Here is a 17638-nt window from a genome sequence, read left to right on the forward strand (position 1 = left end):
CATGCGCATCAGACTGTGACGTGGCCCTTGGAGCATTCTTGGAAGCGTTACCTCCGGCGGCAACGAGATAGGGCACAATTCGCACGTGACCCCGCCGCAGCGCCCCGGTCAACCCGACTGGCGTGGCCGGGCCAGGCCACCGGCGCCGGAACCGGAGACCCAGCGGCTGCCGTCGGCCGGACGTCAGGAGCCGCCTACCGACCAGCTTCCCTCCGCGCGTCGATCCCCGCTGACCCGGCCGATCAGGAGAATCCGGCGGGCACCGTCACCGGCGGATGCCAGGCCGACGCAGGTGATCCCGCCGATAAAGGCGCCACCGCCACCGTCGTTCGGCGACACCTCGCGAACCGCGCGCCGCGGCAGTCGTCAGTCGATCATCCTGATCTTCGTCATCGTGCTCGCGCTGTTGGCAGGCGGGCTGGCGGCCGCGGAGCTCTACGCACGGCACCGCGCCGACACGATCCTGGTGGAGGTCGCCGAATGCGTCGTCGAGGACGGCGCCACCGTCTCGTTCGGTGTGAATCCGCCCTTCCTGTGGCAGTACATCACCGGCGACTACACCAATATCTCGGTCGCCACCGACGGAAAGAGGGTGCAGAGCGCCAACGGTATGACGGCCGAGGTCACCCTCGCGGATGTGCGGTTGAACGATTCCGGAGATTCCAAGGGCACCATCGGCTCGCTCAACGCGACGTTGAGCTGGAAGTCCGCCGGAATCAAGGACACCGTCGCCGAAAACCTGCCCGGCGTCGGCAATCTCGTCACCGGAGTGCGCACCGACCCCGCTGCGGGCACCGTGATTCTGGAGGCCGGCGACAACAACGTCACCGCCAAGCCCGTCGTCACCGACGGTGATCTGAATCTGCAGGTTCTCGAGGTCACCGGCCCGCTGCCGAAGGACGCGGTGCAGTCAGCGCTGGACGGGCTGACCAAGAAGCTGAACGACAACTATCCGCTCGGAATCCACGCCGACAGCGTCGACGTGACCGACACCGGCGTCGTCGGAAAGTTCTCCAGCCACAACGCCTCGATCCCGAGCGGGAACACGAACGCCTGCTTCGAGCGCCTGTAGCCGCTCAAACGCCCGGCTTGTCCCGACCGTCGGGGTCGTAGTACTCGCTGGTGTCAGTGCCCGGCGGCGGCTCTGCCATCCGATACAGCTGCGCCCTGGCGGATACGCCCACCGTCACCAGGAAAGCGAGGAGATCGCGACTCACGCCCTGGAGTCCGGGACTGTGACGGCGATTTCATCGCCCAGCTTGTATGCGGGCGCAAGCGGCAGTTCGTCTCCGCTCCAGAACACGCCAGGGTCGAACCAGTTGTAGTGCTTCTCCGTCGAGAGCAATCCCATCTCCTCGTAGGTGATGGCGACGGTTTCGGCGCAGTAGGCGGTCTCCAGGCCGACCTGGAGTTTCGCCTTTTTCCTTCGCTGGGTCGCCTCACTGACCTTGCTGTGCACGAACGGAATTCCCCGCGTGAAGTCCGCTGCGCTCAACCGGCCGCGAAACCACCGGCCGGTCAGCCGGGCGGTGCTCGGAAATGGTGTGCCGTCCATGCGGGCGACCACCTTGAGGGCGCGGTCCTCCTGCTCGCGGCTGGCGTACGGCGTCAGCTCGCGGAACCAGCAGCGCTGGTGATAGTTGTGCACCCATCGCTCCACGACCTGGCGTGCGTCGTTGAGCTGCACTCCGCGGTGATTGCCTCCTGTCCACATGTCAGTCAGCTTGTCGCCCAGTTCGGCATGCCAGATCAGTGGCGGCAGATCCTCGATCGCGATCGTCATCCCGACATGATTGACCGGGCTGTTGCTCATCGTCTGAATCGCGCGATCGGGCCCTGAACTGCCTCGGAACAGCCAGAGGTCGCCGGTGCGGGTCTCCTCGAGGGCCTTCGCAAGCGATACCGTGCTTGGATCCACCCCCGAAGCTTAGGCAGACTCTTGGTATGCGTGGCATCTGGAAGTGGATCGGACTGGCCGGGGCCGCCGGTGTGGTGGCGAGTGGAGCATTGGTCGCGCGCGACCAACGTCGCCGCAATGCGTACACACCCGAGGACATCCGCTCGCGGTTGCACAAGCGGGTGACCGACGCCGACTCCACCGACTAGGCCGCGACGGCGTAGAGCCGGTGCGTGCCGCTGAATCCCTTCAGATCGGCGTCGCGGCCGTCGTCGAACTCGAAGCCGTCGAGGTCGGTGAGCGCGTCGCGCACCACTTCGCTGACCAGTACCTCACCGCCGTCGGCTTCACTTGCCACGCGTGCGGCCATCGCGACGTTGCGACCGAACAGGTCGTCGCCGCGTCGCACCGACTTACCCACGTGGATTCCGATGCGCACCCGAATGCCGTTGGGCTCCCTGCGAAGTGAGCGCTGGATGTCGAGGCTGCACAGCACCGCCTCGTCGGGCTGGGCGAAGGCGACCATGAAACCGTCGCCCTGGCTTTTCACGACGTGACCCGAGTGCTTCGTCACGTGGCGGCGCACCATCTTGTCGTGTTTGCCGATCAGCCTGACCCACGCTCGATCGCCGATGCGTTCGTTGAGCGCCGTCGACTCCTCGATGTCGGAGAACAGGATCGCGACCCGGCCACTGGGCGCCAGCCGGGCCAGGTCCGGACGTTCGACTTCGGCCCAGTCCGCGAGGTCTTCGATCGAGGACCGAACGGCGGCTCCGAATCCGTCCTTGCGCATGATGTTGGCCGTCTGCCACACCGTCTTGACGGCCTCGCGGCCGCCGGAGAGCAGCATGTTTCTGGTGTCGACGCGGCTTCGCAGTTGTTCGAGTTCCCCGCGTTCGCGGTTGCGCTGCACGACGAGCACGATCAGTGCGACCGCCTCCGCCACCGCGACCGCACCGAGCACGTAAGCCGCGATCTGTGCACCCATCACCGCTCAAGTATTGGATGCTGAGGCCGTGATGTCACCGATGTCAGGGATGTCGGCCCCGTACTACGAGAGTCGCTACATCCGGGCCAACCATCCCGAACGGCCGCAAGCGCTGTGGCTGCGCGAGACCCTGCTGCTGCCGACGGCAGGCCAGGCCGTCGCGGACGTCTGGGTGATGGTGTTCGACCCCGACGGATCGGGAAATCGTGCGCTGAAGGAGCCCTACCCCATCGAAGCGGCCGCTTACGACTACGACGAATGGACCGCGCGCATCGGCGCCGCCACCATCGACGACCGGTTGGCGCAGGGCGTCGTCACCGGGGGTAGCCGTTCGGCGCGCTGGGATCTGCGGATCACTCCGGGGGCAGCGGAGCCGGTCAAACTCCTCACCGAACGTGCCTATAAAGCGCGGATCCCGACGGCCAAGACGACGGTGCGGCATCCGCTCGCGGAGTTCAACGGCGCACTCGAACTCGACGACGAGCGTGTCGTCGTGGACGGTTGGACCGGCAGTGTCAACCACAACTGGGGAACCAGACACACGCCTGCCTATGCGTTCGGGCAGGTGTGCGGGTTCGACGACGCGCCGGACACCACGTTGGAGATCGTGACGGCGCGGGCTGCGATCGGCCGGATGCTGACCCCCGCGGCCACGCTGTTCGTATTCCGGCACGAAGGTGAGGAATTCGCGGTGCGGTCGATCCTGCACAGCCTGCAGACCCACGCCCGCTACGAGCCGTTCTCGTGGTCTTTCGGCGGCCGGATCGGGGATCACATGATCGAGGGGGAGATCACCGCGGAACCCGCCGACGTCATCGGGCTGACGTACACCGATACCGACGGCGGACAGAAGTACTGCTACAACTCGGCCATTGCGACGTGCCGGATTCAGGTTGCGGGAAAAGCGTTTTCGCGTGCGGAACTCGTCGCCTCCCGGCGCGCGATGTTCGAGATCCTCACCGACACCCGACAGGACTCGGTACCGCTGCTGGCCTAGCCGAACGCCTTCGTCACGGTCGCCATGTCGAAGTAGTCGGACCATTTCGCGATCTTGCCGTCGACGACCTCGAACACCCCCATCACCGGAAGCGCGATATCGCCGCCGTCCTTGCGGCGCATCACGTCGGTGCGTTCGTTCATCACGATGTTTCCATCGCTGACCTGGCGGTGCACCTGGAAGTCGATCCCTTCGAAGGCGGCGGTGAATCCTGCGATGAACTCGGCTATCGCCTCGGGGCCTTGTACGGGATCCATCGGAACGTTGTGGTAGACGCCGTCTTCGGTGAAGTAGCCGGCTAGTTCGGCGGCGTCCGGAGACGCCCACTTCTTGCACGAGAGCGTCGGGGGTTTGCGTCATACCTTGTAGTAACCCACCCACACAACGGAAATCAAGCCCGCCAGCGACGTCCGTCGCGAAAGACAGGGCGGTGAACGCGCCGAACAGGTAGCTCATCAGTCCGGGTGTGCCGGGACCGGCGTAATCGCTGGCGACGACGGCATAGCCTTCGTTCAGCTAGTGCGGAAAGTATTCGACGGTGCCGTGCGCCGCAACAACTCCGTGACGAAAGTCAACCAGCTACCAGCCTTCGGTCAGCACCCGGTCCAGCGTGTCGACGTAGAAGTCGGCGCCCTCGACGTCGATGCACAACGGCGGCTTGGTCTTCAGGATGTTGAGATGATCACCCGTCGGCTGGATGATCACGCCCAATTCGAGCATGCGGTCGCAGATAGCGGCGGTCTCCTCGGTGGCGGGCTCGAGAGTCTCTGCATCGCGGACCATCTCGACGCCGAGGTACAGCCCGATACCGTGCACCGTGCCGATGATCGGATGTCGTTGCTGCAGCGCCTGCAGTCCCGACTTGAGGTGTGCGCCGACGACGGAGGCGTTCTGCTGCAACGCCTCGTCGTGCAGTACATCGAGGACCGTGATGCCGATCGCACACGACAGCGGGCTGCCGCCGGTCGACGAGAAGAAGTAGCCCTGCGACGAGAACCTGTCGGCGAGCTCGCGGCTGGTGATCACCGCACCGAGCGGATAGCCGTTGCCCGTCGACTTGGCGATCGACACGACGTCGGGAACGGCGTCCTGCTGCTGGAAGCCCCAGAACCATTGGCCGAGACGGCCATAGCCGACCTGGACCTCATCGGAGATGGCCAGGCCGCCGGCCGCACGTACGGCCGTATAGACCCGCTGCAGATAGCCGTCGGGCAACGCCATGCCCCCAGCATTGCCGTATACGCTTTCACAGATGAAGGCGGCGGGCGCTCGGCCGTCGGCGATCAATTCCTCGATCTGCCGCACCGCGTCATCGGCGTAACGTGCGGCATCGGCACCTCGGTACTTGCCGCGGAAGCTATTGGGCGATTCCACGGTGTGCACCCAATCAGGCCGCGTAGCAAGCGCATTGGGGTTGTCGGCGACCGACGTCGACACCGCATCGGTTCCGTACGTCCACCCGTGATAGGCCTCTCTAACCGCGACGACGTCGCGCCGTCCGGTCGCCGCTGTCGCCAGCCTGATCGCCAGATCGCTTGCCTCCGAACCCGAGTTCACCAGGAAAACGGTGTCCAGCGGTTCGGGCAGGGTGGCCGCCAGCCGCTCGCTGAACTCCACCACCGCCTCGTAGTTGAACCGCGAATTCGTGTTGAGCTTCCGCAGTTGACGGGCCGCGGTGTCCGCGACTCGCGGATGGGCATGTCCGAGCACGGTCACGTTGTTGACCATGTCGAGGTAGCACCGCCCTCGGGTCGACAGCAGGTAGTTACGCCACCCGCGTTCGATCTGCGGCGGCACGCGATAGTAGTGCTCCTGCACCTGCGCGAAACGCGCGTCGCGGCGCGACAACAGGTCCGACGAAGTCCGCACCTCCGTGGCGCCCAACCCGAGTAGCGGTCGCGGATCCCGTGTCAGCGCAAGCCAACCCGGCGCCATCTCCGCTGTCGTGAAGAACGGCGGCATGGCCACGCCGACGGGCCGCACCCCCAGCTGCACCCATTGTCCGGCGGGTGCCCGAGCGAGCATCTCACCGGCGCGCAGGCTGCCCGACGCCGGCGCCAGCACACCTGACAGCGTCACTTCGTAGCCGCCGCCGCGAAAAGACACGGAGTCGGTGGAGGCGTCCACCACCTCACCGTCCCACGGTGCCAGCAGGTGGGTCTCCATCGCCGGCCACACGGAGATGCCGGTCGGGACGACGGCGGGGCTGTCATGGCTCAACTTCGGTGCCCCGTTCAGCCGTGGCTGAGCGTACACGGTGACCACCAAGTTGGCGCCGTCTCGGACGGACGCACGGGCCTGCTGGTCCTCGACATCCGTTGTGAGCCAGCGCCCGTCGTCGTACACATCCGACGTGGTGGACAGGTCCAGCGTCACCACTGAAGTGGCCGCGCCGACGAGCGGGGTCGTCACCTCGACCGCCTCAGAAGCTGTGGCCAGCCCGAGGTCGCCCTTGATGACTTCCGTCATGACATCCATCGGGACCGACGTGGCCTGCTCGAGCATGCGCCCTTCGCCGTCGGACTGTTCGGTGATGTAGTCGTTGTCGGGGTCGAGGGCGGCCTGCTGTGCTCCGCTGACGATCAGCACCGCGGTCCGCAATACCAATAGCGGCCACAGCGCTTCCGCCTCCGCGACCGAAAGTGAGCGAATAGCGTTGAACGCCCGGATCACCGGCAGCACCGAGGTCGGGTCGCTGCCCACATGCCCCAGTACGCACGACGCCGTGATCGCCAGCTCGGCTACCGCCCAGCTGTCGGTCAGATCTCCGAAGTCGATGACGCCGTCGGCGTGGGCGCCGCCACGGTCCCGCGTCACCACCACGTTCGCATCGGTGAGATCGAGATGCACCGCCTGCCTCGGCAGATCGTCGGCCAGTCGTTCAATGCGGGACCACGCCTCGCGCGCCGCCGTCTCGACCACGTTCCGCTGCGCCGCATCGGAGACATGTGAAATCAGTTCGGCGACAACGTCGGCGCCGTAGCGCAGATCCCACTGCAGGATTCGATCAAGTCCCGGATGAGCGAAGTCGGCCAGCGCGCGGCTCACCCGGCCCGCCACCTCGCCCAGGTCGGCCACCACAGTGGGGGACAGGTAGCCCGCGTCCACCAGCGTCCCGCCCGGTAGATAGCGCAGCAGCCGGACGTACGCCGTTCCGTCCAACAAATCCGTTATGATCGTGCACTTCTCACCGGCGATGTTCGTGAGGGGGACGGCGACCCGCAGCTCGGGTTCGGCTGCGGCTATCAGCTCGGCCGCCAGGTCCTGGGCTTGCAGCTCAGTCTCGTTGAACGCCGGATTCGCGATCTTCAGCACGCCGGCGATAACCCCATCGTCTGAGATCACCGCGAAATTCCGATCCTGCTGACTGCCAAGCGATTTGGCGCGGGCGCTCAGACCGTAGTGCTTTAGCAGGATCTGCTCGGCCTGCTCCTCACTGACCTGCGGTGCCGGCAACTCGGGCTCGGCGAGGAAATTGAAGCCGACAGTGCGGCGATTGACGCTCACTTGCAGACGAACTGCACCACGACTTCGGAGAACGCGTCGTTGTCGTCCCCGGCGGCCGTGTGTCCGGCTTCGGAGAGTTCAACGAACTCGGCGCGGGGCACCTTCTCGAGAAAGTCCTTGACGCCTTCGGCGCTGACCACGTCGGAAAGCTTCCCGCGGATGAGCAGAATCGGGATCGTCGACTCGACCACAGCGCGCTCGAGTTTCTCCACCCGGACGAACGGGTCGTCCATCGGTGCGGTCAGGAACGCCGGATCCCAGTGCCAGTACCACCGTCCGTCCCGTAACCGCAGATTCTTCTTCAACCCCTCGGGGCTGCGTGGTTTCTTCCGATACGGCAGATATGCGGCCACCGCGTCGGCCGCCTCGTCGAGCGATTCGAAACCCTCGATACCGCTCGACATGAAATCGCGGATGCGGGCGCTTCCATCCTTCTCGTAACGCGGCACCACGTCGACGAGCACAAGTTTTGTCACGTTCTGCGGCCCGGCGGCGTCCGCCACCAGCATCCCGGTCATTCCGCCCATGCTGGCGCCGATCAGCGCGACCGGACGCCCGATCTGCTCGATGACCGCAAGCGTGTCGGCGCACAACGCGTCGACCGAGTAGTTCGCGTCCGGTGCCCTGTCGCTGTCGCCATGCCCGCGACTGTCCAGCGCGACCACGTGCAGCCCCTGATCGGCCAGTATCTGGCCGGTGTTCTTCCACGAGAATCGGTTCTGACCGCCGCCGTGCAGAAGCAATACCGTCGGTCCATCTTCGGCCACGCCGCGGTTCCATTCGTCGGCGACGAGGGTGAGGTCCTCGCTACCGCGGAACTTCACGGTTTGCGGTTCGCTGTGCGTCGTACTCACGGCATCCTCCAGGCTGGCCCCGGAGCCTCACGTTACCGACGGAGGAATTGCGTCGATCTTCGGCCCGTGGACTTCGCTCCTTCCATACACTTTGGTACGTGCAGCCCGAGACCGCGGTCGACAGCGCCGATCGTGATTGCATCATCGAGGCCGCCTACAGGTGTCTGTCGGAGCCGCACAGCGGTCCGATTCCCGTTGCCGCGATCCTGCAGCGCGCCCGGGTGTCGACGCGGGCGTTCTACCGCCACTTCGAATCCAAGGACGAACTGTTCCTGGCGATGCTGCGTGAGGAGACCGACGCGTTGGCCGCGCGTCTGGACCGCATCTGCGCCGAGGTACCGGGTGGCCCGGTCGATCAGCTCAAGGCCTGGATCTCCGGCATGTTCGGATTGATTTACGACGACCGGACCCGAATGCATTTCACGGTGATCGATTCGGACGAGGTGCGCGCCGCCAAGGGATACCGGGAGACGCGCGAGAAAGCCCACGCCGATCGCGAGCGCTCGCTGGTCGGGATCCTGCGCCGCGGCCGCGAGGACGGCACATTTCCACTGGCCGATCCCGAAGAAGATGCGATCGCGATCAGTGCGCTGATCAGCAGAATGCTGCTCTCCCAGCACTACCAGGACGGAGACGGTGTGCAGCGGGCGCAGAACCGTGTCCTGGACTTCGCGCTGCGAGCCCTGGGCGCGACCCCGCGATGAGTTTCGCTGGCGACGCCGGTCAGTTCTGACATGCCAACGATCACGCCAAGCCTGTGGTTCGACCACAACCTCGAAGAAGCCGCAGCGTTCTACACCGCGATTTTTCCGAACTCCTCCATCGAGCGCATTCACCGCTTCACCGAGGCGGGGCCGGGCACGCCCGGTGACGTCGCATGGGGCACGTTCGTGCTGGACGGACAGCGGTTCATCGGCATCAACGGCGGTCCGCAGTTCCCGTTCTCCGAGGCGGTGTCGTTCGAGATCCGGTGCAAGGACCAGGCCGAGGTCGACTACTACTGGGAGCGGCTGGTCGAAGGGGGCGAGGAGTCGCAGTGCGGCTGGCTCAAGGACCGGTTCGGCCTGAGCTGGCAGATCGCACCCGACCGGCTCTACCAGCTGCTCGAGGATCCGGCCCGCGCCGTCGCGGCGACCAGGGCCATGCACACCATGCGCAAGATCGTCATCGCGGAACTGGAGGACGCCGTCAGGGTGAAGTGATCTCCCATTTGACGGTTACTGCATCTAAATACGATCCCGGAAGTAGCCTTTCGTATGGCTTACCGGGGGAAACAGCGCCTCAGCGACGGACCTGTTGCCGCCCCTGACATTCGTGGTGTTACGGTCACCCGCGTCCCTGTGCCGTGCCAGGATTCACAGCACTTACGTAGGCACCGGATCTGTTTCGGCGGAAGGAAGTAGCCAGTGGTCGCTTCCGGCATCATTACCAAACCGGTTCGCGCGGTCGGCGGTTTCTACGGGATGGCGCTCGACACGTTCGTCGCGATCTTCAGGCCGCCCTTCGCGTGGCGCGAGTTCATCACCCAGGCGTGGTTCGTCGCGCGGGTGTCGATCGTGCCGACATTGATGTTGACGATCCCCTACACGGTGCTGCTGACGTTCACCTTCAACATCCTGCTCAGGGAGTTCGGTGCCGCCGACTTCTCCGGCACGGGCGCCGCGCTCGGCACGGTGCGGCAGATCGGGCCGATCGTGACGGTGCTGGTGGTCGCCGGTGCAGGCGCCACCGCCATGTGCGCCGACCTCGGCGCCCGGACCATTCGTGACGAACTCGACGCGCTGCGCGTGATGGGCGTCGATCCGATCCAGGCGCTCGTGGTCCCCCGCGTGCTGGCCGCGACCTTGGTGTCGCTGGCGCTGTCCGCGACGGTGATCCTCGTCGGACTCGCCGGTGCGTACGTCTTCTGCGTCTACATCCAGCACGTGTCACCGGGTGCGTTCGCGGCCGGATTGACCCTGATCATCGGTGCGCTTGACGTCACGATCGCGTTGGTCAAGGCGGCGCTGTTCGGGCTCTCAGCCGGTCTGATCGCCTGCTACAAGGGCATTTCCGTCGGCGGCGGCCCCGCAGGCGTGGGCAACGCGGTCAACGAGACAGTGGTCTTCACCTTCATGGCACTGTTCGCGATCAACGTCGTCGCGACGGCGGTTGCGGTGCAGGTGACGACGTGAGCAGCCCACCGATGGAGAGGAGCCGTCGGCCGATCGACCGGCGGTTCCCGCGCTTGGCGCGGCGGCTCGACGGCTGGGTCGGCGCCTGGAATCACGTCGGCCTGCAGACGAAGTTCTACGGCAAGACGCTGCGCAGCATCGGCTACATGTTCACCCACTACCGGATCGAACTGCTGCGGATCATCGCGCAGATGGGTCTGGGTACCGGCGCCCTGGTGGTGATCGGCGGAACCGTCGCGATCGTCGGGTTCCTGACCGTGACCACCGGCGCGCTCGTGGCGGTGCAGGGCTATACCGACTTCTCCGAAATCGGTGTCGAAGCGTTGACCGGATTCGCGTCCGCCTTCTTCAATGTCCGCCTGATCGCGCCGGCGACCACTGCCATCGCGTTGGCGGCCACCATCGGTGCCGGCGCAACGGCACAGCTCGGCGCCATGCGGATCAGCGAGGAAATCGACGCCCTCGAGGTGATGGGCATCCGCAGCGTCGCCTACCTTGCTTCGACCCGGGTGATCGCCGGCCTCGTCGTGGTGATCCCGCTGTACTGCGTCGGCGTGCTGGCGTCGTTCTGGGCCGCACGATTCGGCACCACCGTTATCTACGGTCAGTCGACGGGCGTTTACGACCACTACTTCAGGACGTTCCTGAATCCCACCGATTTGGTCTGGTCGTTCGTGCAGAGCATCGCGATGGCGGTGGCCATCATGCTGATACACACCTATTACGGCTTCTCGGCCAGCGGTGGCCCCGCGGGAGTGGGAGAGGCTGTCGGCCGTGCGGTGCGAACCTCGCTGATCGTCGCGGCGTTCGTGGTCATGATGATCTCGCTCGCCGTGTACGGGCAATCCGGCAACTTCAATCTGGCTGGATGACGCATGGCTGACGTGAGAGACGACGAGGGTCTGCATCCCGGCTGGTGGACGCTGATCTTGTTGCTGCTCATCATCACCGCGATCTGGCTGACGTACGCGTTGTTCACGGGCTCACTGAAGAAGTTCGTACCTGTCACACTGACGTCCGACCGGTCCGGCCTGGTGATGGAGAGCGACGCCAAGGTCAAGCTGCGTGGTGTGCAGGTCGGTCGGGTCGCCGCGATCCAAGGCGGCACCGAGCCGGTGAAACTTCAGCTCGAGATCTACCCGGATCAGATCGAGCACATCCCGGCTAATGTCGAGGCGCAGATCCGCGCCACGACCGTGTTCGGCGCGAAGTTCGTCGACCTCGTGTACCCGAAGGATCCCAGCCCGCAACGCCTTCGGGCCGGCCAGGTCCTGGTCTCGCGCAACGTCAGCGTCGAGGTCAACACGGTGTTCGAGAACGTCGTCGGCGTGCTCGACCAGATCGACCCGGCCAGGCTCAACAGCGTGCTGTCGGCGCTGGCCGAGGGCGTCCGCGGCAAGGGCGACCGCATCGGCCAAGCGACCACCGACGCCAACCAGGTTCTGCTGGCGCTCAACCCGCGCAGCGAGACCGTGCGCGCCGACTGGCAGGCGCTCAAGGCGTTCAGCGACACGTATAGCGTTGCGGCACAAGATATTCTCACGACACTGAACGCCGCCAGCACGACCAGCGTGACGATCACCAGCCACGCGGATGCTCTGGATGCGTTGCTGCTCGGCACAATCGGGCTCTCCAACAGCGGCATCAGTCTGCTCGCACCCAGTCAGGCCAATCTGATCAAGGCCATCAACGTGCTCGAGCCGACGACCAACCTGCTGTACAAATACAACCCCGAATACACCTGCCTGCTGCTGGGCGCCAAGCACCTGCTCGACCACGGCGGGTACGAGGCACCGGGTGGCAACGGGCGATCGATCATCCTCGACGCCGGCCTTGCCCTCGGCGACGACCCGTACAGCTACCCGCGGCACCTGCCCATCATCGGCGCCAAGGGCGGTCCCGGCGGCAAGCCGGGGTGCGGGTCGCTGCCCGACGTCAAGGAGAACTGGCCGGTCCGCCAGCTCGTCACGAACACCGGGTTCGGAACCGGTGTGGACTGGCGCCCGAACCCGGGCATAGGTTTCCCCGGCTACGTCAACTATCTGCCGACCACCCGCGCAGTGCCCGAGCCGCCGAGTATCCGAAACACGTTCGGCGGGCCCGCGATCGGACCCGTCCCGTATCCGGGTGCCCCGGCGTACGGTGCACCGTTGTACGCCCCGGACGGAACCCCGTTGTGGCCGGGACTGCCGCCCGCGCCGCCACCGGGAGCGCCGAGGGACCCGGGTGCCACACCGGGCTCGGAGCCGTTCGTCGTACAAGCGCCCGCGCGACAACAACCGACGCCGCTGCCGCCGGTTCCGCTCCCCCACTTCGCCGCGCCAGGACCGTGACCATCCACCCGCCGACCGAGAAAGGAACGCCGCTATGACCGCCAGCTGGAAACGCGCAGCCGTGCGTCTCGGCGTCTTCCTGGCGGTATGTCTGCTCGGTGTCTTCGCGTTGTACGCGGTGTTCGGCCAACTGCGCTTCGGCGAGAAGGCCAACACCTATAAGGCCGAGTTCGTCAACGTGACGGGGCTGGAGACCGGTGACTTCGTCCGCATCGCGGGCGTGGAGGTCGGCCAGGTCGAGAAGATCTCCATCCAGCCGAACACCACCGCGCTCGTCGAGTTCACCGCCAACGATTCGGTCGTGCTCACCGACGGCAATCGGGCGGTGATCCGCTACGACGATCTGATCGGCGGGCGCTACCTCTCGTTGGTGGAGGGCGCCGGTGGTACCACGAAAGTCAAACCGGGGGAGACGATTCCGGTGGCCCGCACGTCGCCCGCGCTGGATCTCGACGCCCTCATCGGTGGTTTCCGGCCGCTGTTCTCGGCACTGGACCCCGACCAGGTGAATGCGTTGTCCGGGCAGTTGATTCAGGCCTTCGAGGGGCAGGGTGCGACCATCGGCTCGTTTCTGACGCAGACCGCCGCCCTGACGAACACACTCGCCGACCGGGATCAGTTGATCGGCGAGGTCATCGTCAACCTCAACGCCGTCCTCGGGTCGCTCGGTGGTCAGAGTGAGCAGTTCTCGAAGGCGGTCGACTCGCTCTCCCAACTGGTCGAGGGTCTGTCGGCGCGCAGGACCGACATCGCCAACGGGCTCGCCTATACGAACGCCGCCGCGGGCAGCGTCGCCGACCTGCTCGCCCAGGCACGTCCACCGTTCGCGAAGACCATCCACGAGACGGACCGGGTGGCGGGCATCGTGGTGGCCGACCACGACTACTTCGACAACCTGATCAACACGCTTCCGGATGCCTATCAGGCGCTGAGCCGACAGGGCATCTACGGCGACTTCTTCTCCTTCTATCTCTGCGACATCATCCTCAAACTCAATGGCAAGGGTGGTCAGCCGGTGTACGTGAAGGTCGCCGGCCAGCCGACGGGGAGGTGCGCTCCGCGATGAGGCCGTTCTCCGAACGCAATCCGTTCGTCCTGGGCGCCATCGGCCTGGGCCTCACCGCTGCGATTGTTCTGGTCGCCCTGGAGTACGACAAGATTCCGTTCATCAACCAGACCAAGGAGTACTCGGCGTACTTCGCCGAAGCTGGCGGTCTGACAACCGGTGCAGGCGTGCAGGTTTCGGGCTTCCGGGTCGGCGAAGTCCAGTCGATCGAACTCGACGGGCCGCAGGTGTTGATCAAGTTCACCGTCGACGACGACATCGCGCTCGGGGACCGCACCGAGGCGGCGATCAAGACCAAGGGCCTGCTGGGCGCGAAGATCCTCGAGGTCATGTCGAGGGGCGACGGCCGGCAGGACGGCACGATTCCGCGTGACCGCACGACGTCGCCGTACCAGTTGCCGGACGCTCTCGGCGAACTCGCGACGACGATCAGCGGGCTGGACACCACCCAGCTTTCCGATTCGTTGCGCGTCGTGGCGGATACGTTCTCCGAGACCCCACCCGAGCTACGGGTCGCGGTCGAGGGCGTCGCGCGATTCTCCGAGACCCTCAACGAACGTGACGCGGAACTACGGGAACTGCTCACCAACGCGAACAAGTCGACGGCGGTGCTGGCCGAGCGCAGCGATCAAATCGTCGGTCTTGTCCACAACACCAACGCGCTGCTGGCCGAGTTGCAAAGCCAGAGCGCCGCAATCGACCAGATCGCGGGCAGCATCTCGGCGCTGAGTCAACAGCTGCAGGGCTTCATCGCCGAGAACCGCGACACGATGAAGCCGGCGATCGACAAGCTCAACGGTGTGCTGACGGTCCTCGACAACCGCAAGGAACGGCTCCAGAAGGGGTTGAAACTGCTGACCTCCTATGCGATGTCGCTGGGGGAGTCGGTGTCATCGGGGCCGTTCTTCAAGAACTACATCGCCAACCTGCTGCCGGGTCAGTTCCTGCAGCCGTTCATCGATGTCGCCTTCTCCGACCTCGGCCTTGATCCCAACGTGCTGTTGCCTTCCGAACGCACCGATCCGCAGGTCGGCACGCCGGGTGTGCCCGCGATGCCGGTGCCGTATCCGCGCACCGGCCAGGGCGGCGATCCGAATCTTCAGCTGCCCGACGCCATTACGGGCAAACCCGGCGAACAGGGGTGCGGTCCGCCTGGCCTGCCGCTACCCGGTCCCACCGGCTGCTACCCGTATCGCGCGCCGCTTCCCGCACCACCGCCGGGTGGGCCACCGCCCGGACCGCCCGCAGAGGCGCCGCCAGGCCTCGGGTCGATTCCCGTCCCGACGCCGAGCCCCGTGATGGTGCCCGCGCCCGGTGAGGCGCCGCCCGTATCCGGGGAGGCAGGACGATGAACCGCATTCGCAAGAGCTGGATCGCCGCCGCTCTCGTCGTGCTGCTGGTGGCAGGCGTGGTCGTGCTGCTGCGGACCAGCGACACCATCAACCGCACCAATGTCGTTGCGTACTTCGAGAACAGCAACGGCATCTACGTGGGTGACGACGTTCGGATTCTCGGTGTGAACGTCGGACGGATCGACAAGATCGAGCCGCAGCCCGATCGGGTCAAGATCTCGTTCTGGTACGACGACAAGTACAAGGTGCCCGCGGAGGCGAACGCCGCGATCCTCTCGCCGACGCTGGTGACGTCCCGGGCTCTCCAGCTGACGCCGGTGTACACCAGCGGTCCGACGATGCGCGACGACGCGGTGATCCCGCGCGACCGCACCGTGGTTCCGGTCGAATGGGACACCCTGCGTTCGCAGCTCGAGAAGATCGCCAAGGAGTTGCAGCCGACCGAGCCCGGAGGAGTGAGTCCTCTCGGATCGGTCATCAACACCGCCGCGGACAACCTGCGCGGCCAGGGTGCGAACATCCGCGACACCGTCATCAAGCTGTCGCAGGCGTTTTCGGCTCTCGGCGACAAGAGCACCGACATCTTCTCGACCATCAAGAACTTGTCGATCCTGGTATCGGCGCTCCAGGACAGCACGACCCTGATGCGTCAGCTCAACCAGAACCTGGCGTCGGTGACAGGTCTGCTGGCCGACGATCCCAACGAGGTTGCCGACGCTGTGCGGGACCTCAACGCAGTGGTCGGTGACGTACAGACCTTCGTGGCGGACAACCGCGAATCGCTGGGAACCACATCGGACAAGCTGGCGGGGGTGACGCAGGCGCTTAACGACAGTCTCGATGACGTCAAACAGTTCCTTCACGTGGCGCCCAACACATTCCAGAACTACGTCAACGTCTATCAGCCTGCGCAGGGCGGGGCCAGCGCCATCCTGGCGGTCAACAACTTCGCCAATCCGATCAGCTTCCTGTGCGGTGCGGTGCAGGCGGCATCACGGCTGAACGCCGAGCAGTCGGCGAAGTTGTGTGTGCAGTACCTGGCGCCGATCATCAAGAACCGCCAGTACAACTTCCCACCGATCGGTCAGAACCTCTTCATCGGCGCCCAAGCGCGGCCGAACGAGATCACCTACAGCGAGGAGTGGATGCGGCCCAATTACATTCCGCCGCAGCCGCCCGTCGCGCCCCCGCCCACAGCGCCTGATGGTGCAGCGCCCCCACCGCCGCCCAGACCACCGCTGCCGGCCGAGGCCGTGGTGGCGACGAATCCCGCCGACGGCCTGCCGGGTCTGATGGTGCCGCACGGGATGGGATCATGATGGGCGGGCAGCGAATTCGGCTCGGCGCGGCACTGCTGGCGCTCAGCGTCGTGCTGTCCGGGTGCGGTGATTGGCAGGGGCTGAACTCGGTTCCGTTGCCGGGCGTCGAGGGCCGCGGTCCCGGTGCATACACCATTCAGGCGCAGATGCCCGACGTCGACAACATCGAACCGAATTCCCGGGTTCGCGTTGCCGATGTCACGGTCGGCAACGTGACCAAGATCGAGCGGCAGGGGTGGAACGCCCTTGTCACCATGGAGCTCAACGAGAATGTCCAGCTTCCCGCCAACGCGACCGCCAAGCTCGGCCAGACCAGCCTGCTGGGATCCCTGCACATCGAACTCGCGCCCCCGACCGACGAACCGCCGCAGGGCAAGCTGCACGAAGGCTCGCTGATCCCGCTGAAGTCGGCGAGCAAGTACCCGAGCACCGAGCAGACGCTGGCCGCCGTGGCGCTTCTGCTCAACGGTGGTGGGATCGGCCATGTTCAGGACATCACCGAGGCGTTCAGCACCGCGTGGACCGGCCGCGAAGCCGACCTGCGCAGCCTGATCGAGCAGCTCGACGTGTTCATCGGCTACGTGAACGACCAGAAGGGCGACATCATCGCGGCCAACGAGAGCCTCAATGATCTCGTCAGCCAGGTCGCCGAGCAGAAACCGGTGGTGGACAAGGCGTTACGCACAATCCCCGACGCCCTCGAAGTGCTCAAGGATCAGCGGGACAATCTGGCCGATGCGCTGGTCCAACTGGGCAGGTTCAGTGCGCTTGCCGCCGATTCCGTCGACCAGACCAAGGAAGCCCTCGTTCAGGAGCTCAAAGACCTCGGCCCGACGCTCGAACAGCTGGCCAACGCAGGCCCCGCGCTCACCAGGGCGCTGAGCTTCCTACCGACGTTCCCCTTCCCGAAGGAGACGCTGACGAACTGGATTCGGGGTGACTACGCGAACCTTTCGTTGATCGTCGACCTGACGTTGAGCCGCATCGACCAAGGGTTCTTCACTGGAACACGGTTCGAATGCAACCTGACGTGGATGGAGTTGTTCTGGGGCCGGACCATCGGCCAGATGCCCAGCCCGTGCAACCAGAACGTCCCGCCACCCGGCGGCAACCCGTTGCTCGAGGCCTATCGCTTTGATCAGGGGCCGTGA

17 protein-coding genes and 1 pseudogene are annotated in these 17638 nt (G+C 65.5%); 12 read left to right on the forward strand and 6 right to left on the reverse strand.

What is annotated here, in order from left to right; all coding sequences use genetic code 11:
* Nucleotides 1-85 precede the first annotated feature (85 nt).
* Nucleotides 86-1072 (forward strand): LmeA family phospholipid-binding protein, encoded by a 987-nt coding sequence (locus tag AB4Z42_RS23490; protein ID WP_442011637.1) that lies wholly within the window; start codon nt 86-88, stop codon nt 1070-1072.
* A gap of 4 nt (nt 1073-1076) precedes the next feature.
* Here the strand turns inward: AB4Z42_RS23490 and AB4Z42_RS23495 are convergent, their stop codons facing one another.
* Both AB4Z42_RS23495 and AB4Z42_RS23500 read right to left on the reverse strand, forming a co-directional pair.
* Complete coding sequence (locus AB4Z42_RS23495; RefSeq protein ID WP_442011638.1) at nt 1077-1217, reverse strand: hypothetical protein; 141 nt, start codon at nt 1215-1217, stop codon at nt 1077-1079.
* A complete protein-coding gene (locus AB4Z42_RS23500; RefSeq protein WP_442011639.1) occupies nt 1214-1918 on the reverse strand; it encodes a guanylate cyclase in 705 nt (234 codons plus the stop codon). The genes AB4Z42_RS23495 and AB4Z42_RS23500 overlap by 4 nt, the downstream gene beginning before the upstream one ends.
* A 26-nt stretch (nt 1919-1944) precedes the next feature.
* On the opposite strand from AB4Z42_RS23500, the gene AB4Z42_RS23505 reads away from it, so the two are divergent.
* Complete coding sequence (locus AB4Z42_RS23505) at nt 1945-2106, forward strand: hypothetical protein (protein WP_442011640.1); 162 nt, start codon at nt 1945-1947, stop codon at nt 2104-2106.
* Here AB4Z42_RS23505 and AB4Z42_RS23510 read toward each other — a convergent pair.
* Nucleotides 2103-2885, reverse strand: coding sequence for an adenylate/guanylate cyclase domain-containing protein (locus tag AB4Z42_RS23510; RefSeq protein ID WP_442011641.1), 783 nt, complete (start codon nt 2883-2885; stop codon nt 2103-2105). The two genes, AB4Z42_RS23505 and AB4Z42_RS23510, sit on opposite strands and share 4 nt — an antisense overlap.
* A 31-nt stretch (nt 2886-2916) precedes the next feature.
* Here AB4Z42_RS23510 and AB4Z42_RS23515 point away from each other — a divergent pair, with 31 nt between their 5' ends.
* Nucleotides 2917-3882: a hypothetical protein gene (locus tag AB4Z42_RS23515; protein ID WP_442011642.1), complete on the forward strand. Its 966-nt coding sequence runs from the start codon at nt 2917-2919 to the stop codon at nt 3880-3882.
* On the opposite strand, the pseudogene AB4Z42_RS23520 reads toward AB4Z42_RS23515, so the two are convergent.
* The 3 genes and pseudogenes from AB4Z42_RS23520 to AB4Z42_RS23530 form a co-directional block, all read right to left on the reverse strand.
* A pseudogene (locus tag AB4Z42_RS23520) lies at nt 3879-4242 on the reverse strand (limonene-1,2-epoxide hydrolase family protein). The gene AB4Z42_RS23515 and the pseudogene AB4Z42_RS23520 overlap by 4 nt on opposite strands.
* A gap of 219 nt (nt 4243-4461) precedes the next feature.
* Nucleotides 4462-7389 carry an aminotransferase gene (locus AB4Z42_RS23525; protein ID WP_442011643.1) on the reverse strand — a complete coding sequence of 976 codons (2928 nt, stop codon included), beginning with the start codon at nt 7387-7389 and terminating at the stop codon, nt 4462-4464.
* Entirely contained in the window at nt 7386-8243 is an 858-nt protein-coding gene (locus AB4Z42_RS23530; RefSeq protein WP_442011644.1) for an alpha/beta fold hydrolase, read from the reverse strand. The genes AB4Z42_RS23525 and AB4Z42_RS23530 overlap by 4 nt, the downstream gene beginning before the upstream one ends.
* 98 nt (nt 8244-8341) lie before the next feature.
* On the opposite strand from AB4Z42_RS23530, the gene AB4Z42_RS23535 reads away from it, so the two are divergent.
* The 9 genes from AB4Z42_RS23535 (at nt 8342) to AB4Z42_RS23575 (ending at nt 17638) form a co-directional block, all read left to right on the forward strand.
* The gene (locus AB4Z42_RS23535; protein WP_442011645.1) at nt 8342-8947 is read left to right on the forward strand and encodes a TetR/AcrR family transcriptional regulator; all 606 of its coding nucleotides are present in this window, start codon (nt 8342-8344) and stop codon (nt 8945-8947) included.
* A gap of 30 nt (nt 8948-8977) precedes the next feature.
* On the forward strand, nt 8978-9445 hold the full coding sequence (locus AB4Z42_RS23540) for a VOC family protein (RefSeq protein ID WP_442011646.1): 468 nt from the start codon (nt 8978-8980) through the stop codon (nt 9443-9445).
* Between the two features lie 204 nt (nt 9446-9649).
* Complete coding sequence (locus AB4Z42_RS23545; protein ID WP_442011647.1) at nt 9650-10417, forward strand: MlaE family ABC transporter permease; 768 nt, start codon at nt 9650-9652, stop codon at nt 10415-10417.
* Between the two features lie 11 nt (nt 10418-10428).
* The gene (locus tag AB4Z42_RS23550; RefSeq protein ID WP_442011714.1) at nt 10429-11289 is read left to right on the forward strand and encodes an ABC transporter permease; all 861 of its coding nucleotides are present in this window, start codon (nt 10429-10431) and stop codon (nt 11287-11289) included.
* Between the two features lie 3 nt (nt 11290-11292).
* Nucleotides 11293-12750, forward strand: a complete 1458-nt coding sequence (locus AB4Z42_RS23555) for an MCE family protein (RefSeq protein ID WP_442011648.1) — start codon at nt 11293-11295, stop codon at nt 12748-12750.
* Between the two features lie 34 nt (nt 12751-12784).
* Nucleotides 12785-13816 (forward strand): virulence factor Mce family protein, encoded by a 1032-nt coding sequence (locus AB4Z42_RS23560; protein WP_442011649.1) that lies wholly within the window; start codon nt 12785-12787, stop codon nt 13814-13816.
* Nucleotides 13813-15168: an MCE family protein gene (locus AB4Z42_RS23565; RefSeq protein WP_442011650.1), complete on the forward strand. Its 1356-nt coding sequence runs from the start codon at nt 13813-13815 to the stop codon at nt 15166-15168. Before AB4Z42_RS23560 ends, AB4Z42_RS23565 begins: the two co-directional genes overlap by 4 nt.
* Nucleotides 15165-16487 (forward strand): virulence factor Mce family protein, encoded by a 1323-nt coding sequence (locus AB4Z42_RS23570; protein ID WP_442011651.1) that lies wholly within the window; start codon nt 15165-15167, stop codon nt 16485-16487. Before AB4Z42_RS23565 ends, AB4Z42_RS23570 begins: the two co-directional genes overlap by 4 nt.
* A complete protein-coding gene (locus tag AB4Z42_RS23575) occupies nt 16484-17638 on the forward strand; it encodes a virulence factor Mce family protein (protein WP_442011652.1) in 1155 nt (384 codons plus the stop codon). The genes AB4Z42_RS23570 and AB4Z42_RS23575 overlap by 4 nt, the downstream gene beginning before the upstream one ends.

This window comes from Mycobacterium sp. 2YAF39 (assembly GCF_052114565.1).
In the GTDB taxonomy this organism is placed as follows: domain Bacteria; phylum Actinomycetota; class Actinomycetes; order Mycobacteriales; family Mycobacteriaceae; genus Mycobacterium.

Coding starts and splice junctions, on each gene's coding strand:
- AB4Z42_RS23505 (WP_442011640.1), top strand. CDS start 1,945: ATGCGTGGCATCTGGAAGTGGATCGGACTGGCCGGGGCCGCCGGTGTG.
- AB4Z42_RS23510 (WP_442011641.1), bottom strand. CDS start 2,885: ATGGGTGCACAGATCGCGGCTTACGTGCTCGGTGCGGTCGCGGTGGCG.
- AB4Z42_RS23515 (WP_442011642.1), top strand. CDS start 2,917: ATGTCACCGATGTCAGGGATGTCGGCCCCGTACTACGAGAGTCGCTAC.
- AB4Z42_RS23540 (WP_442011646.1), top strand. CDS start 8,978: ATGCCAACGATCACGCCAAGCCTGTGGTTCGACCACAACCTCGAAGAA.
- AB4Z42_RS23550 (WP_442011714.1), top strand. CDS start 10,429: ATGGAGAGGAGCCGTCGGCCGATCGACCGGCGGTTCCCGCGCTTGGCG.
- AB4Z42_RS23555 (WP_442011648.1), top strand. CDS start 11,293: ATGGCTGACGTGAGAGACGACGAGGGTCTGCATCCCGGCTGGTGGACG.
- AB4Z42_RS23560 (WP_442011649.1), top strand. CDS start 12,785: ATGACCGCCAGCTGGAAACGCGCAGCCGTGCGTCTCGGCGTCTTCCTG.
- AB4Z42_RS23565 (WP_442011650.1), top strand. CDS start 13,813: ATGAGGCCGTTCTCCGAACGCAATCCGTTCGTCCTGGGCGCCATCGGC.
- AB4Z42_RS23570 (WP_442011651.1), top strand. CDS start 15,165: ATGAACCGCATTCGCAAGAGCTGGATCGCCGCCGCTCTCGTCGTGCTG.
- AB4Z42_RS23575 (WP_442011652.1), top strand. CDS start 16,484: ATGATGGGCGGGCAGCGAATTCGGCTCGGCGCGGCACTGCTGGCGCTC.